The sequence below is a fragment of the Thermotoga profunda AZM34c06 genome (assembly GCF_000828675.1).
In the GTDB taxonomy this organism is placed as follows: domain Bacteria; phylum Thermotogota; class Thermotogae; order Thermotogales; family DSM-5069; genus Pseudothermotoga_B; species Pseudothermotoga_B profunda.
The window spans coordinates 255,650-270,350 of record NZ_AP014510.1; the positions used below are offsets into that span (position 1 = coordinate 255,650).

The window sequence follows — 14,701 nt, forward strand, 5'->3', positions numbered from 1 at the left end:
TTCATTTTCTATAAATTTGGATAGATAACAAAGGGTAAGAAGTATATACCTCTTACCCTCTTGATTTTACTTTCGAGATAAGAAATTCACCTACCACTGAGGTTGATTTAAGTAGAGACCATACTTTTACTCTAATCTTCCGTGACTATTACTCAAACATCTATCCCGAACCTGCCATAACCGTAATTTGTTTTTGAACCTATGCCATAATTACTCAGCATTTCCTTAAACGCCGCCTTTATCTTTGAGCTGAGCTCTGAAGATATTTTATCTATCGAGATTGCCGTGAATCTAAATACACCATTTGTTATTGTGAGATAAGTCACTGGAACTGGATTGTACCAATCATTAGGTATTTCTCCGTTGATGTAGTATCTTTGAAAATGATTGTTCACTACATCGAGTCCAAATTCAACTTTCGATGTAGGAAAAGCATCTAAAAAGATTACATTTCCACGATTATTTTCTGATTCGCTCGATAAATCTTCCCCAAAAATGACTTTAAAATCTTCATCACTGAAGATTCCTTCCTTAAAGCAGTAATGCGAGAAACATCCTTTGAGAGCAGAAGATGGGATTATTGGTACGCCGTAATTTCTGGAAAAGGTCATTCCAACTTCGAGCATGCTCGGAGAACCACTACCGACAAGTAATCTACCATTGAGTTCAAGCTCAAGATCGAGTATCACTTTGTCTTTGAATTTTTCTTTTAGATTATCTCTTCGTTCTTTTAAGTGGTTTATTGCAATGTTTATATCTGTTTTTTCAACTTTTTCCAGGATTTTAAATGGTATTTCCTGCTTTTTTTCTCCTAAAAAATCGCTTTTAAATTGAATGAAGGTGTATTTATCCCAATAAAGACTTAGATTACTACACTTGGAGATTTGTTCGCTTAAATTCATGCAGAATCACCGCCCAGTAATATTTCAGCATACCTTTTTAGCCATTTTATGCAATCTAACGCTGCTATTTGGATTTGTAGATATTTTTGGTTATAGATATCTCCATTTTTAACCTTTTCGGAAAGTTGACTCACACCGGTTTTGATTTCTATTAACTGATCAAGGTGTTCAACAACTTCTTTTGGTCCCTTTTTGATAGTAAATAGTATTGCCCCGGCAAGACCATTTTGTATTACAAGACTTCCGAGTCCTTTAATAGTTCGAAGATATTCTTCCTTAATATCTTGATTTTCACGTATCGGAGCTACAAGTTCGGCAGCTTTCTTTGCAATTTCAATCATAGGTTCACCACCTTTAAATTCACTAAACCTTTGCCAAGCGTTTCCTTTCCACCTATTGAGATCACTCTATCTTTTAAGGCGTTTTCAAGTAAATTTAGTTCATTTCCGTCTGAATAAACTGTTTCCCTTGCTATGAAATACATGATCGTGTCTTGTGGTAAATATTCTTCGTACCAAAGTGCACCAGTTTCGACTATTCCTTTTTCACGATCTATTCTTACTCTTGGTATAACATTTGTCATTGTTTCAACAATCTGTGAGAATATATTGTCATTGACTACTACGATGTCTTTCTTGAGTTTATTTTTTATGTAATCTATATCACTGGCTTGGATGCTGAGTTTTTCAGCAAAATCTAATAACCAATCGGACTTTTTAGCATTCAGTTTTATATCTTCAATCCAGACTGAGGATTGATTGTCTAATGTAACGGCTTCTGAGTCACTTATTTGTGTGCTTTCTACATGCTTAATCAAATCTTTTTTCTCAAAGTTTCTCAAAAACCTTATGAGCACGAGTGGACACGTAACCCATATGAAGAGCCTTTCAGGATTTCTCACTGGAAAAAGGAGTATTTTAGCTTCAGAAAAGGCAACAGTACCAGGCTTTGTTTCTTCTCCATCTCCAGGTTCGCTGCCAAAGATTTTTTCTTTGTCAAGTTTATCGTTGTCTATATTCGCTCTCAGAGCACCTTTGATACCCTGAATGATGGGAAACTTTGTCTTTCGTTCTCTTTGGATGGGAAGATCTAAAACACCAATATCCATACCTTTACCTGCGTGAAGCTCGGTTTCGGCATACATCAGAAATACTTTACCCTCCATTGTCTTTCCTCCTTTTCATTCAAATGGTTTGTATGGAATGTACACAAATCGTCCAAAACCGAATTGATTGTAAAGACTTTGATTTGTTATAACCTCGTCATTTTCAGGAACTTTATCAAGGTAATACACCGTCCCGGGACTTACAGCCTGATGCATTGGTTTTGGTTTTCCTGAAGTATAATCCCAACCAGATATTGCCATTTTCTTATTAGCTGCTACAGCTTTAATTCGTATCTCACCAAATTTAGCTTCTTTTGGAGTAATGCCATTTTCATATATTGCTGGAGTTATGAGTTCTATTGCAACATTTTCGCTTTGTATTTTTTGAAAGACGTTGTATGGAAATGATTCAATCTTTACATTGCACCACCTTTGTTTTGAACCAAGAAAGACGAAATCTATCTTGGAAAGTTCTTCAACAGTTTCCCTACTATCCGTGAGCATGAAAAATCCACCATTTTTGAATCTGTAAATTGTCATCGTATAAATCATACCTTCCTTTGATTTCTTATATGATTTCTCAAGGGCAATACCCAATCTGGACTCGATTTCGAAGTTTTCGGGATTGGACAAAACGAATTCTTTTTCTGACTGAAGATTCACCAATTCCTGTAATTCAATATAATTTTCCCCGATTTCTTGAACGTTATCATACTCGGGTATCCAGGCTAATCCCAATTGCAAATCTTCAAATTTTATTTCTGTGTCAAAATACTGCATGATCTTATACTCTGTCTTATTTGAATCGTGCTCGTAAATATAAATATTTTTAGGTGCAGGAAAATAATGTTTCTTAATTCCGTTTTCTTCCGAATACAAAAATGGCCCGTAGAGTTTTATCAATCCTGGGTTATTCTCATCGCCTATTTTTTCTAAAAGTTCTTGTGAAAGTTCAGGTTTTTTATGATAAAACAATTTCACATTATATTTTTTCAACAATGCCGTTCTGATAGCTCCATAAAAAGGGAAAGGTGAAGGAAAAACCGATTTTACTGAATCTCCTGGGTTGAATCTGCGATTTTCTCTGAAGGCTAACCAATCTTCTGGTTGAAAGTATACAGCGTATAATTCATTCATATTCTTTCACCTCTCTTTGTGAATCGAACAATTTGTAATAGATCAATGGCTTTCTTTAAGCGACTAATTTCTCCACAAGATACAGTGAACATGAATTTCTTCATTGTTAGCGCAAGATTTTTGAATTCATCAGACTTTTTGTTTTTCGCATCTGATCTTTTTATAACGTAATCAATCAGGGCGTAGAGATCTTTATCTTGCAGTACGCTGAGATCTTCCGGATGAAATTTATAAAGGCTCCTATGAGATAACTTCACTTTTTCTGATTTTTCAAATATTTCAAGTGCCTTTGATATTACATCCATATTGTCAATATCCCATTTTGAGCCATTTCTTTCAGCCTGTCCCGAACGGCGCACAACAAATATTCCAAAGGCATTTCTCCCAATCTCTTCTTTTGCGCATTTTTCAGCATTTCTTGCAAGTTGTATGCCGACTCTCAATGGACTCTTGCAGTGAATCACGGCTATACCAGCACTCATTGATGCATTTTCACCCATCATAGTTGTGTAAGGTTTACCGTTCACAAAAAGCATCTGGTCTCTGAATTCATATGTTGTGTCTTCTATTTGCAATTTCTCATGTCCAATTCCAATGTACATCTTTCGAAGTTTATTGGCACACTCCAAGACTTTATCTGCCGGGAGCATCGCAAGGATATCATCTCCACCGGCGTATATGAGCATTCCCTTGTATTCTTCCTCAACGACATGCCTGACAAAACACGAAAAAACCCCCAGAGTTCTTGAAATGGCTTTGTGGTAGGATGGAGTGACAAATTTGTATTCTTGGGGATTTATCCCAATCTCAGCTAAGCGATCCTTCACCTTGGGATGAAGGATTTTTTCAGCAGATGGTGCATTGTCTCCAGAAACCCATTTGCCCATATTATCTCCATCCATCATGAGTATTGCAATGTATTTGTTTCTGTCGAAGTTTTCATTTTGCTTTGCGATTTCTTCAGTTGACTCGTACCTGATGCCTTCTATTTCCAAAACCTTTTTCAGAACTCTTTTAGTAGCATTCAAAGTTCCTAAAAGGTCTATATTTTCTCCATCTGGTTGCTTATCAACTACTTTCACACAGGCTCTCACATAATCGCCAAAATCATCTGCATTTCTTTGTCCATCAAGTTGAGCATCGCTTGAATAACCTTTGAAATATCTGACGATTTTTATGGCATTCATCTTTGAAATGAGTGTTTTGTAAATGTACCTGTAGAAAGTTCCAGTATTGGGTGGATAACCACCTTTTTCTTGGATTTCATTGATCAAATTTTTGTATGATTTAAAATCAGGACTTTTTGAGATATGTATCAGAGCTTTTTCCAATACACTTGGATCATCCGCCAAGATCACTTGAGTGGCATTTATAACTGGAAAGAGATCGATTTGTTTTTTGAATTCTTTTTCGTTTAATTGATTTTGATCAAATTCTCTCAAGGCGCTTTCAGCAATTTCTCTCCATTTCTGTTGGATCTTGTTCTTGCAGTCTTTTATAATTTCGTTAGATCTATTCGATGGCAAAATGGCAAGTACAACATTTGGCAACGATGCGATTTTTTCATCCATTTCAGGAATCTGATTTTGATTTAAAAACCTTACACCTTTTTGTTCAAGGGTTTTATGAACAAATCTATTTCCTCTCAGATATGGATATATTACCGAATCAAAACCGACGGTCAAACCTATGCACTCGATGGCTTGATAGATAAGATAGGACAGTAAATAGCTACCAGCCCACAGATCGATAGTCTTTCTTGCCTGAGAGATTATCTCCTGAACAGGTCCGATAGAGATCATTACTAATGAAGCGTTTACCTGTCCAGCCTCAATGCATGACCTTATCGCAGCAGTTGAATCTACATGGTCGATTATGGAATGATTTGGGATTCGTGTATCGGCAGGTAGAAATTGTGAAATATCAACGATATTTGGAAGTTCCCACCAGAGAGCGTGATAAAATTTATCATCGTCCGAGTTTTGACTTCGTAGTTTTTCGATATCGTTTTTGAGCTTTTCTACATATTTTTGTTGATCTATGGAAGAATAATCTATTTTAAGCTCGCTTGCAGAAAGTGGATGAATAAAGTAATTCAATTCACTAAAGTTAACCCTGATCTGTTCACCGAAACGCTCAAATGGAATTGGAAATCTATCAAAAGCGCTGGCAATTTTATCTTCTTCACCACCTCCTTTAGTTATTTCTATGCCAATACTTTTGCAGATTTCCTCAACCAGATCTTCATGTGTTTGTATATCAAAGGCTTTTGTTAAAGGATCATGTAACAATGCCGATGCCTTTTTCTGCCAAAAAGTCATCTGTGTCAATGGCTTCTACCCCCTTTGTTAATGCTTTTTTCGATCTTTCCACTCAATTGATCAAAAGTAGTTGTGAGCTTTGCATTAAAATCACTTGAAATATCATAGATGAGTTCTTCATCATTGGTGATCTTACTTTTGAGCAAAAGTCCATAAGCCGCGTATTCTTTGCCAGATTTGTTTATGATTATTCTGAGTGGAGAAGGTTTTCTACCCCTGTTTTTAATTTCTCCGGGAACTTTTGGATAAAATGTTATTTTATTTATTTTATTAGATTCTAATCTTTGATACTGCAAAGGCATGCCGAGTATAGCAGGAGAGATTTCAACTTGTTTTAAGCGTCCTTCAAGGCATTCAATTAGATTTTTAACGACGTCAAATTTCGGAGTTTTTTCTTGATTGAGTTTCCTAAGATCAAATTTGAGCTGTCTGTACCAGCCTTTACTACTTCTACTCACATAATAAAGTTTTGACATAATATCATGCCATTGTGTGCCTGTTGCTATGGGACCAAAGAATTTAAATGCATCGTCTGTTAAATTGGGAAAGTCAGAAACATCAATTTTACCAAACTCAATCAATTTATTTTTGTCATACTCTTTTATATAATCAGTCAAAGCCTCTTCTACTTGCGAGATTAATTTTTCTATTTCAAATAAGTTAGTGTATTTTTCTCTGTGAAAATCTTTGTCATTTATTATTTCAAACTGTCCAAAACCTTTTGTCGTTTTTGCGCCAAAGCCTGATAATACAGAGACTATTTTTAAAAGAGAATAGATAACATTCCAGGTGAGTTCATCTTTCACAAAAAATTTCAGCTCGAAAGTGCTTTCTGGTTTTAAACAGCTACAGACAAAATTATCTTTAGGATTTGACTTTGAAGTATAATATGTTCCATAAAGTGGATATGAAAGTTTTTTTAATACCAAATCCGGCTCGGATTTTTCTTTTTTGTTGTCAAGTCTTATGCTGTCAATGGGAGCTGTATCTCCTTGATCGTATTTAACAATTAAGCCAAAAGGAGCCTTTTCATTTTGAGATCCAAAGATCATTGATTCCAGAAATTTGAGACCTTTGTATTTTTCCTTTTCATAGAGTTTTTCAAGTTTCTTTCGCTCATCTTTATCCGCAATATTATGAAAGTTCAATGTATAAATATCAATTACCCTTGGCGCTATCGCACGAAACCAAAAATGAAGAACACCCTTGATGCTTTGTGGCCTAAGCTCGAAGTGATAAATTTTGTAACTTGGAGATCCGTTAACAGAAAAATTCAAACTTTTTGAGATAATTGGTGTAATCACTTTGCATTCAACAGGTTTGTTTATCACATTCATCAAAATCCCCCTTTTCCCTTTTTTAATCACCTCATGAATCAATTTGTTGAAGATTGATTATCTCTAACCTTAGTGAATGGTTTGATAGTGTTCAATACAGAGGTAACCATTAGCATATCATCTAAGAAGCCGGTTACAGGTAAGAAATCTGGTATGCTATCTAATGGAGATAGTACATACGTACACGCTGATATCAACAACAACAATGCCCATACAGGCAGTGTAACTTGCTTTGTCATGACTTGTTTTATGAATTGCATAAACTGTTTCATACCGGCTGCACGCTTTTCTTTAGCATATCTGAGTGTTTCTTCCAGTAAATCCCCCATTAAAAAAACCACATCCAAAATTCATTGTTAGGATTTCCTGTGATAGAAAACTCGCGTTTGCTGGTTTAAATCGTTCCAATAATATTGATCCAGTTACTTGAGATTTCCTGACAGTTCCAAAAAAATTAATTTCGTTCTTTGTAGGTAATCAAAACAAATACACCAAATAAAAATATGCCCTTATGGATTATATGGAACAGGTACAGGAGAAATTATTCCAGTGATATACTTTGTACCAAAATTGTAGTTCTTAAGCGTAATTGCCGAAATATAAAGTTGTTGAACTTCTTTATCTCCGATACTTACAAATGTGTAATCAACTCGTGTTTCTCCTGGACCCACATTCAAACCGTTTGTCCAGTCACTAATAGTTGTGTTATCAGAACATTTGCCTTTGAAATCAATTTCGTAGTAGTCGATTTCTGTATTTCCGACATTTGTTAATGTATAATCAACCTTTAGCGAGCCTATGATCGTTAATTCAACTTTCGTAATTCTAACTACGGCGTCAATACGAAAGAACAAATTTGTACAACCTGATAGCAGAATAACCGTTAAAACAATCAAAATAAGTAAAATAAGTCTTTTCATAACCACCACCTCCTAATTATTCCCAAAAATTTTTCCAATATAGAAAAAATGTACACCTCACATAAGAACAAAGGGAAAGAAAGTCCGCAAACCGAACAGTAACTCGCACCCAAACCCATCAGAGTTAGTTTCCATCTCTTTCAGAGAGAACCTTCTTTCGGACCAACTTTACTTGTTCGTAAAGGAAAGATACCCCAAGCAGAAGTTTCCATCTCTTTCAGAGAGAACCTTCTTTCGGACTATGGGAAGTTGAAAGTTGTGCAATTTACTTTAACGGACAGTTTCCATCTCTTTCAGAGAGAACCTTCTTTCGGACGGGATGACGATTAACCAACTGTATATGTTCTTAAAGACACGTTTCCATCTCTTTCAGAGAGAACCTTCTTTCGGACGATTATAACACAAATATTAAACAGCGGGGACAGTTAATCCGTTTCCATCTCTTTCAGAGAGAACCTTCTTTCGGACATCCGAGCAAATTTTTAACAACATCACAATCACAATATCTGTTTCCATCTCTTTCAGAGAGAACCTTCTTTCGGACTCGTATACGTGTTCAACGAAGCAACATACCAATTAGTCAAGTTTCCATCTCTTTCAGAGAGAACCTTCTTTCGGACTTTCCGGTTTCAGTCAGTGTAATCATCGAGCCATATAACAGTTTCCATCTCTTTCAGAGAGAACCTTCTTTCGGACATATTTTATTTTATCGGTAGTAACGTGTTTAGCCCCCATGAGTTTCCATCTCTTTCAGAGAGAACCTTCTTTCGGACCGTATACATATTCAACGAGGCAACCTACCAGTTAGTCAAGAAGTTTCCATCTCTTTCAGAGAGAACCTTCTTTCGGACAATTCCTGATTCGTATGGCGAAGTACTACGGGGTCTATTGGTTTCCATCTCTTTCAGAGAGAACCTTCTTTCGGACGCGCAAAAACTTCTTTTCCTAGTAACAAATGACATCGAAGTTTCCATCTCTTTCAGAGAGAACCTTCTTTCGGACTTTCTAATACGTATGGCGAAGTACTACGGGGTCTATTGACGTTTCCATCTCTTTCAGAGAGAACCTTCTTTCGGACTACAAAAAAGACAGCAAGGTCTTCTTTCAGATTTCCAAGGTTTCCATCTCTTTCAGAGAGAACCTTCTTTCGGACAGTACTACGGGGTCTATTGACCCCGTAGGCTTCGCTTAAGTTTCCATCTCTTTCAGAGAGAACCTTCTTTCGGACATTTGTTTCTCAAACAGCGATATCCTAAGCAAAAGAAGGGTTTCCATCTCTTTCAGAGAGAACCTTCTTTCGGACGGGGTGGCCGGAATGACGTTGCAACAATTGTACTCATTTCTAGTTTCCATCTCTTTCAGAGAGAACCTTCTTTCGGACCTCTTGAAACAGAAGTACCCGAAGATCAAAAAAGAGTTTCCATCTCTTTCAGAGAGAACCTTCTTTCGGACTGTTAAGTATTATTGTTAGAAGGTATGAAGGTGAGACAATGTTTCCATCTCTTTCAGAGAGAACCTTCTTTCGGACATAAAGCACAATTTGTTATATCAACAAACAGTGACTTTAAGGTTTCCATCTCTTTCAGAGAGAACCTTCTTTCGGACACAATTTCTTGAGAACAAAATACCCCAAGGTCAAAAGAGAGTTTCCATCTCTTTCAGAGAGAACCTTCTTTCGGACCTCTTGAAACAGAAGTACCCGAAGATCAAAAAAGAGTTTCCATCTCTTTCAGAGAGAACCTTCTTTCGGACTGTTAAGTATTATTGTTAGAAGGTATGAAGGTGAGACAATGTTTCCATCTCTTTCAGAGAGAACCTTCTTTCGGACATAAAGCACAATTTGTTATATCAACAAACAGTGACTTTAAGGTTTCCATCTCTTTCAGAGAGAACCTTCTTTCGGACACAATTTCTTGAGAACAAAATACCCCAAGGTCAAAAGAGAGTTTCCATCTCTTTCAGAGAGAACCTTCTTTCGGACTGTCGAGATCAACACCAGCACAGAAGCTTTTGTATCTGGTAAGTTTCCATCTCTTTCAGAGAGAACCTTCTTTCGGACGTGTGGCAACGGCGTCTGTGTCGTTGGTCACTAGGTTTCCATCTCTTTCAGAGAGAACCTTCTTTCGGACGGTGAGACGTATATCGAAAGAAGACGCAGCTTCGTTGTTGGTTTCCATCTCTTTCAGAGAGAACCTTCTTTCGGACAATTTTTGAACTCGACCAGCGACGATGGCTGGTCGAGTAGTTTCCATCTCTTTCAGAGAGAACCTTCTTTCGGACTCAGAAGCTTTTGTATTTGGTCACGAATAACGTCGAAGCCGTTTCCATCTCTTTCAGAGAGAACCTTCTTTCGGACGGTTAAGCAAATTCAAGGGCGAAGGATATACGCTAACTCTGTTTCCATCTCTTTCAGAGAGAACCTTCTTTCGGACCGTTGAGCGTCCCGGACAACATTGCCGTAGTAATGATAAAGTTTCCATCTCTTTCAGAGAGAACCTTCTTTCGGACTGGTCGAGCTTGTGCGCGTGGGGCGCCGTTTTCGCCCCACGTTTCCATCTCTTTCAGAGAGAACCTTCTTTCGGACGGCTGGTCGAGCTCGTGCGCGTGGGGCGCCGTTTTCGTCCGTTTCCATCTCTTTCAGAGAGAACCTTCTTTCGGACATCACTTTCTAAGACAGAGATTCCCGAAAAGGAAGGTAGAGTTTCCATCTCTTTCAGAGAGAACCTTCTTTCGGACTCGCTATACTGAAAGAAAAAGCCGCAGCAAGAAAACTCGGCGTTTCCATCTCTTTCAGAGAGAACCTTCTTTCGGACACCCAAAGAGAAAAGTAGACCCAGAAACAGAAAAAGTTCTGTTTCCATCTCTTTCAGAGAGAACCTTCTTTCGGACTATAGTTGCTATCATAGTAATCATTCTAATTCTGTTTAAAAGTTTCCATCTCTTTCAGAGAGAACCTTCTTTCGGACATGAAAAATAAACCATCTTCTAAACGCAAAGAAATTATGAGGTTTCCATCTCTTTCAGAGAGAACCTTCTTTCGGACAGTACATTTCTAAGTATATCATAAGTAAAGGACTATTTGTGCTTAAAATTCATAACCTGGTGTTAATAATGTTAGTGCATGTCTAACATCAACCCTTTTTCATCACTCTTTTTAGCTTTCCATGCGGATTCAGGACCTATTTTCTCAAAGTGGCTTATTTTCGTTAGTCAACTTTTTGAAGGAGGTTAGGAATTCTTGTTTGGGTTTTTTACAAATTTCCGTTTTTGCGATCTGTGCCCCTTTTGCTTTATTTTTTCACTTGTCAATGACCCACTTCTTAACCTTTATAGGCTTGAGAAAACGATTTTGTATGTCTTGTGTTTATGTCTAAGTGAACTACTCAACCTTATAATTAGTTTTTCAATCTATTCTGCTTTTTCAGAATCGCGAGCCTTGTCTTCTTTTGCTTATAGAAACAAGAGTTTTCTGATTGATAAAGCTTCTATTTGTCTTAGACTGATAGAACTTCAAGTCAATCTAATTTGCTTTTTCATTTTCGACTGCGTTTGATGTTAAGCTTTAGTAGCTTTTGTTATTATAATACCACATTTGTAGTACATTTTGCGATCAGGTGTAGGACCATTCAATATTTAAAATGTAGTAGATATTTACCACAAATTTTTTGGGAACCTATTGGTATCTATCTTATAATTTCTTCTCTGAGAGATCATTGTGCGATTTTTTTAAAGTTCTTCTTTTTTGCATCAGGGTTAACATATTTATATTTTATCACAAAAATATGGAATATATAGTTTCCATTCATTGTTAAGTAAAGCAACTTTGTCGGTTATATAGAGTGGGTATGGCAATTTCAAATTGGTATATGGTGTAGAATGAAATAGTCTTGTTGTCAAGTAAGTTTCTCTGGCTATCTGTTCATCAGAAAGCTTTGAATTATTGATCACTATATTTATTTCAACGGCTTTTTGTAAGTTGTAAGTCTGTGCAAAGTAAACATATTTATTTGGTTCAAATTTCACAATCATTCCTTTTAGATTTTGTTTTGAGTTTATGTTTGAGTTTTTGTCTATTTCAATTATCGTATAGTCTATTTTCAGAAGATCTAAGTAGTTTTTCAAAAGGTTTATATCTTCAAAGAAAACTCCATCACGCATGAGGAATATCATATTTGGTGGTTTCTTGACCACAGATTTGTATCTGTCAATGGATTTAACAATATCCTTTTGAAGGAGTTCCAATTCGAATTTCTCATTCAATGGCATATCGCGTTCTTGATTTATGTAAAGTACTTTGCTATTCCTGTCAACGGCAGAAATTGCATAATGAGATACTCTCTTTTGAAAATCGTGACTTAGATCAAAACCTATATATAAAGCATTATCTGAAAGTCCAAGTAATTGATAGGTCTGTGCGTCTTGGGAAAAATTCACAATTTTGTAAGCAAAGCTTTTTAGAATATAAATTTGATCGCTGATGATCTTTGGTGTTAAAACAGGCAAAATGACAACATTCTTGGGAGCATTTTTAATAAGATTATCCAGGCTTTCTTGTCTTTCATCAAGTAAAACTATCGCATAGATTTTACCAGAAGAAGATAATACTTCTTTGTTCTCGATTTCAAAGGTTTTTTCTTTGTAATAAAAGATCGCTTTATTAGTTTGAGGATTTCTCAAGTATTCTATCTCCAATCCAAGTTCAGATAAGGCTTTACGATAGGCAGAATCACTTGATGCAAAGACTTTTCTCACAGGTTCACTGATATTTTCATTTTTATACTTACTTGAGAACAAAAAAGTCATTTTTAAAGTCCCTGGGCTTTTAAGTGGTTGAAGTTGAAAGATTTTTTTAATATCATCTGAATTACCATTGGCGAATTTATAAAATGCAGTAATTCTCTCTTGATGATCGGGTTTTACTTCATAGTACTGATTCAGGTTAACTAAATCTTTCAGAAAACTCAATTCCGTTGATATTTTTTCATATAAGTAGGGAAGTTTATTGTTGTAAATTTCATAAATTTGTTTTGAGACCCCAAGTTCCTCGGCTTCTTTAGATGTGAAATTGAAAAAATAGTTTTCTGGATGAGTAACTTCTTTATGGGTTCTCTCATCTATTGCTATAACAAGCTTTCCATCTTCTGCGCTAACAAAAGGAAAAGACTTCCCAGATTTGGTGTTTAAAAGGTAGGCAGACCTAACTTGAGACTCTAAAGCGGGTTTTGTGGATAAGAACGTGAAGCGAGGATTTATGGAAAGATAGTATTTTTCATATATCTTGTATATCTTTACTTGATAACTCTCAAACCATGAGACTTCTTTATTATTCTGAAATGGAGTTTTAGTACGGTTAGATATGTAAAGATTTTGTCTTGTAGCTATGAAATCATTATCCTTGAACAGTTTCTTTATGTAACTATACAAGGTTCTGATGAACAGTTTTTCATCACTTTCTATAACCTCTTCCCTTTTTTTGTAAACAACGGCTTGTTCCGGCAGAATTTGCACCTGCAAAAATGGTAATTCAACCCAGACCAGATCACTTGAATCATTGAATCTGATGTTGTTAATTCTTGTGAGGTTCTTTGCAAAGATCTCTGGTGGTGTCTGAGGATTGTAGTAATAAATTCTTTTGACCTTTGATGGAACCATGATTTCAAATAGATTCAATTTCATTCAATCAGCCCCCTATACGATGAGCACGTCTTTGTCATAAAACTGTCCTTTGTTTGTGCCGATTGTGATTATCATCTCACGGAGGTCTTTTGCAATTGGATATACTCTCACGGTATCTTCATCGGCTTTTATGCGTTTTTTGATACCTTTGATCAATTGATTTAGTTGTGACTGATTGAGTTCTGTTTCAAAAACGCTGTATTGGACTCTTACACCATAGCTTTCAAGATAATCTGATAAATGTTTACGTCTTTTATCATCGACAACATCATAACTTATAACGAAAAACACACAGATCACTTCCTATAGAAAGGTGTATATTGTTCTTCTTCTCCCAATACTACCCTTGCATAATGCCTTGACTGTTTTTCAAAGATCGTTCTTATGTAATTTTCTTCGTCATCTAAATGATATTTCATTTTGCTGTTCAAACGCTCTTCGAATTTATCTATAAATCTTTTAATAGCATCTTTTGTGAAATGTATTATTCCTTCTTCTTTTTCTTCAAAGTCATTCACCGTGAATTCGTTCCTGTTGATTGCATTTATTACAAAATTATCAACAATGATACATCTAAACTCTTCTGTTAAGTCATAGAGCAAAGATTTTTTTGATATATCCACAGTGTGCAGATTTCCAAGATAAGGATCCAAGCCTACCGCATTCATGGCTGCTTCTATTTCGTTGTACAAAAGGCTATATCCAAGTGATAACATGGCATTCACAGGATCTTTGGGAGGATGAGCGATTCTTTTCTCGAATTTGAACTCATCGCTTTTAAAGAGTTTTGCGAAACCTTGAAAGTAATATTTTGAACCGATTCCTTCTAATCCCATTATTTGTTCGATATTAGTAGAACCACGAGTTTTTTCGATAATCTTTCTCAAAGCAGCTATTTCTTCACTGATCGTTCCTCGCGGCAAGTTTTTGCTCTTATTCGAAAGGAAATCATAATAGTTCCTCAATTTACCAATGACTATGCTCTGTGCCATTTTGAATTTGAAGGATTGATCATTACTTCTTTCATACTGTTTGAGTCTCAATATAACGTTTCGATATTCGTTTGTATATAGTTTTCCCCTGTATTTACCATATTGAGTCATGAAAACGACTTCTATTTTGTTTTCCAAGAAATAATTCAGTATTTGAGGTGTGAGCGATATATTGCCCATGAGATTGACTTTCTCAATTTTTTTCAACGGTATTTCATTGATGGTATCTCCTTGCTTTGAGATAATCAACTTTCCAAGTTCCTTAGAAAGTACAACACCTTGTTCGGTTATGTATAAAATCATGCGATCAC

The 14,701-nt window shown here is 36.0% G+C and carries 11 protein-coding genes and 1 CRISPR repeat array; all 11 genes read right to left on the minus strand.

Annotated features, from left to right (window positions below):
- Nucleotides 1-152: 152 nt before the first annotated feature.
- The 11 genes from cmr6 to cas1 all read right to left on the minus strand — a co-directional run bounded on the left by cmr6 (nucleotide 153) and on the right by cas1 (nucleotide 14,693).
- Nucleotides 153-902, minus strand: coding sequence for a type III-B CRISPR module RAMP protein Cmr6 (gene cmr6, locus TSP02S_RS01150; RefSeq protein WP_041081254.1), 750 nt, complete (start codon nucleotides 900-902; stop codon nucleotides 153-155).
- The gene (gene cmr5, locus TSP02S_RS01155; protein ID WP_041081256.1) at nucleotides 899-1,243 is read right to left on the minus strand and encodes a type III-B CRISPR module-associated protein Cmr5; all 345 of its coding nucleotides are present in this window, start codon (nucleotides 1,241-1,243) and stop codon (nucleotides 899-901) included. The genes cmr6 and cmr5 overlap by 4 nt, the downstream gene beginning before the upstream one ends.
- A complete protein-coding gene (gene cmr4, locus TSP02S_RS01160) occupies nucleotides 1,240-2,067 on the minus strand; it encodes a type III-B CRISPR module RAMP protein Cmr4 (protein WP_041081258.1) in 828 nt (275 codons plus the stop codon). The genes cmr5 and cmr4 overlap by 4 nt, the downstream gene beginning before the upstream one ends.
- A gap of 15 nt (nucleotides 2,068-2,082) precedes the next feature.
- The gene (gene cmr3, locus TSP02S_RS01165; RefSeq protein ID WP_041081260.1) at nucleotides 2,083-3,144 is read right to left on the minus strand and encodes a type III-B CRISPR module-associated protein Cmr3; all 1,062 of its coding nucleotides are present in this window, start codon (nucleotides 3,142-3,144) and stop codon (nucleotides 2,083-2,085) included.
- Nucleotides 3,141-5,465 carry a type III-B CRISPR-associated protein Cas10/Cmr2 gene (gene cas10, locus TSP02S_RS01170; protein ID WP_041083995.1) on the minus strand — a complete coding sequence of 775 codons (2,325 nt, stop codon included), beginning with the start codon at nucleotides 5,463-5,465 and terminating at the stop codon, nucleotides 3,141-3,143. Before cas10 ends, cmr3 begins: the two co-directional genes overlap by 4 nt.
- 5 nt (nucleotides 5,466-5,470) lie before the next feature.
- Nucleotides 5,471-6,802 carry a type III-B CRISPR module RAMP protein Cmr1 gene (cmr1, locus tag TSP02S_RS01175; protein ID WP_041081262.1) on the minus strand — a complete coding sequence of 444 codons (1,332 nt, stop codon included), beginning with the start codon at nucleotides 6,800-6,802 and terminating at the stop codon, nucleotides 5,471-5,473.
- Between the two features lie 38 nt (nucleotides 6,803-6,840).
- The gene (locus TSP02S_RS01180; protein ID WP_232503786.1) at nucleotides 6,841-7,143 is read right to left on the minus strand and encodes a YkvA family protein; all 303 of its coding nucleotides are present in this window, start codon (nucleotides 7,141-7,143) and stop codon (nucleotides 6,841-6,843) included.
- A gap of 168 nt (nucleotides 7,144-7,311) precedes the next feature.
- Nucleotides 7,312-7,722, minus strand: coding sequence for a hypothetical protein (locus tag TSP02S_RS01185; protein ID WP_041081266.1), 411 nt, complete (start codon nucleotides 7,720-7,722; stop codon nucleotides 7,312-7,314).
- Between the two features lie 127 nt (nucleotides 7,723-7,849).
- Nucleotides 7,850-10,765: direct repeats of the CRISPR family, unit length 36 nt; unit sequence GTTTCCATCTCTTTCAGAGAGAACCTTCTTTCGGAC.
- A gap of 719 nt (nucleotides 10,766-11,484) precedes the next feature.
- Complete coding sequence (gene ago, locus TSP02S_RS01190) at nucleotides 11,485-13,398, minus strand: protein argonaute (protein WP_041081268.1); 1,914 nt, start codon at nucleotides 13,396-13,398, stop codon at nucleotides 11,485-11,487.
- Nucleotides 13,399-13,410: 12 nt separating this feature from the next.
- Nucleotides 13,411-13,689, minus strand: a complete 279-nt coding sequence (gene cas2 / locus TSP02S_RS01195; protein WP_041081270.1) for a CRISPR-associated endonuclease Cas2 — start codon at nucleotides 13,687-13,689, stop codon at nucleotides 13,411-13,413.
- A 5-nt stretch (nucleotides 13,690-13,694) separates the two neighbouring features.
- Nucleotides 13,695-14,693 carry a CRISPR-associated endonuclease Cas1 gene (gene cas1, locus TSP02S_RS01200; RefSeq protein WP_041081271.1) on the minus strand — a complete coding sequence of 333 codons (999 nt, stop codon included), beginning with the start codon at nucleotides 14,691-14,693 and terminating at the stop codon, nucleotides 13,695-13,697.
- Nucleotides 14,694-14,701: the final 8 nt, after the last annotated feature.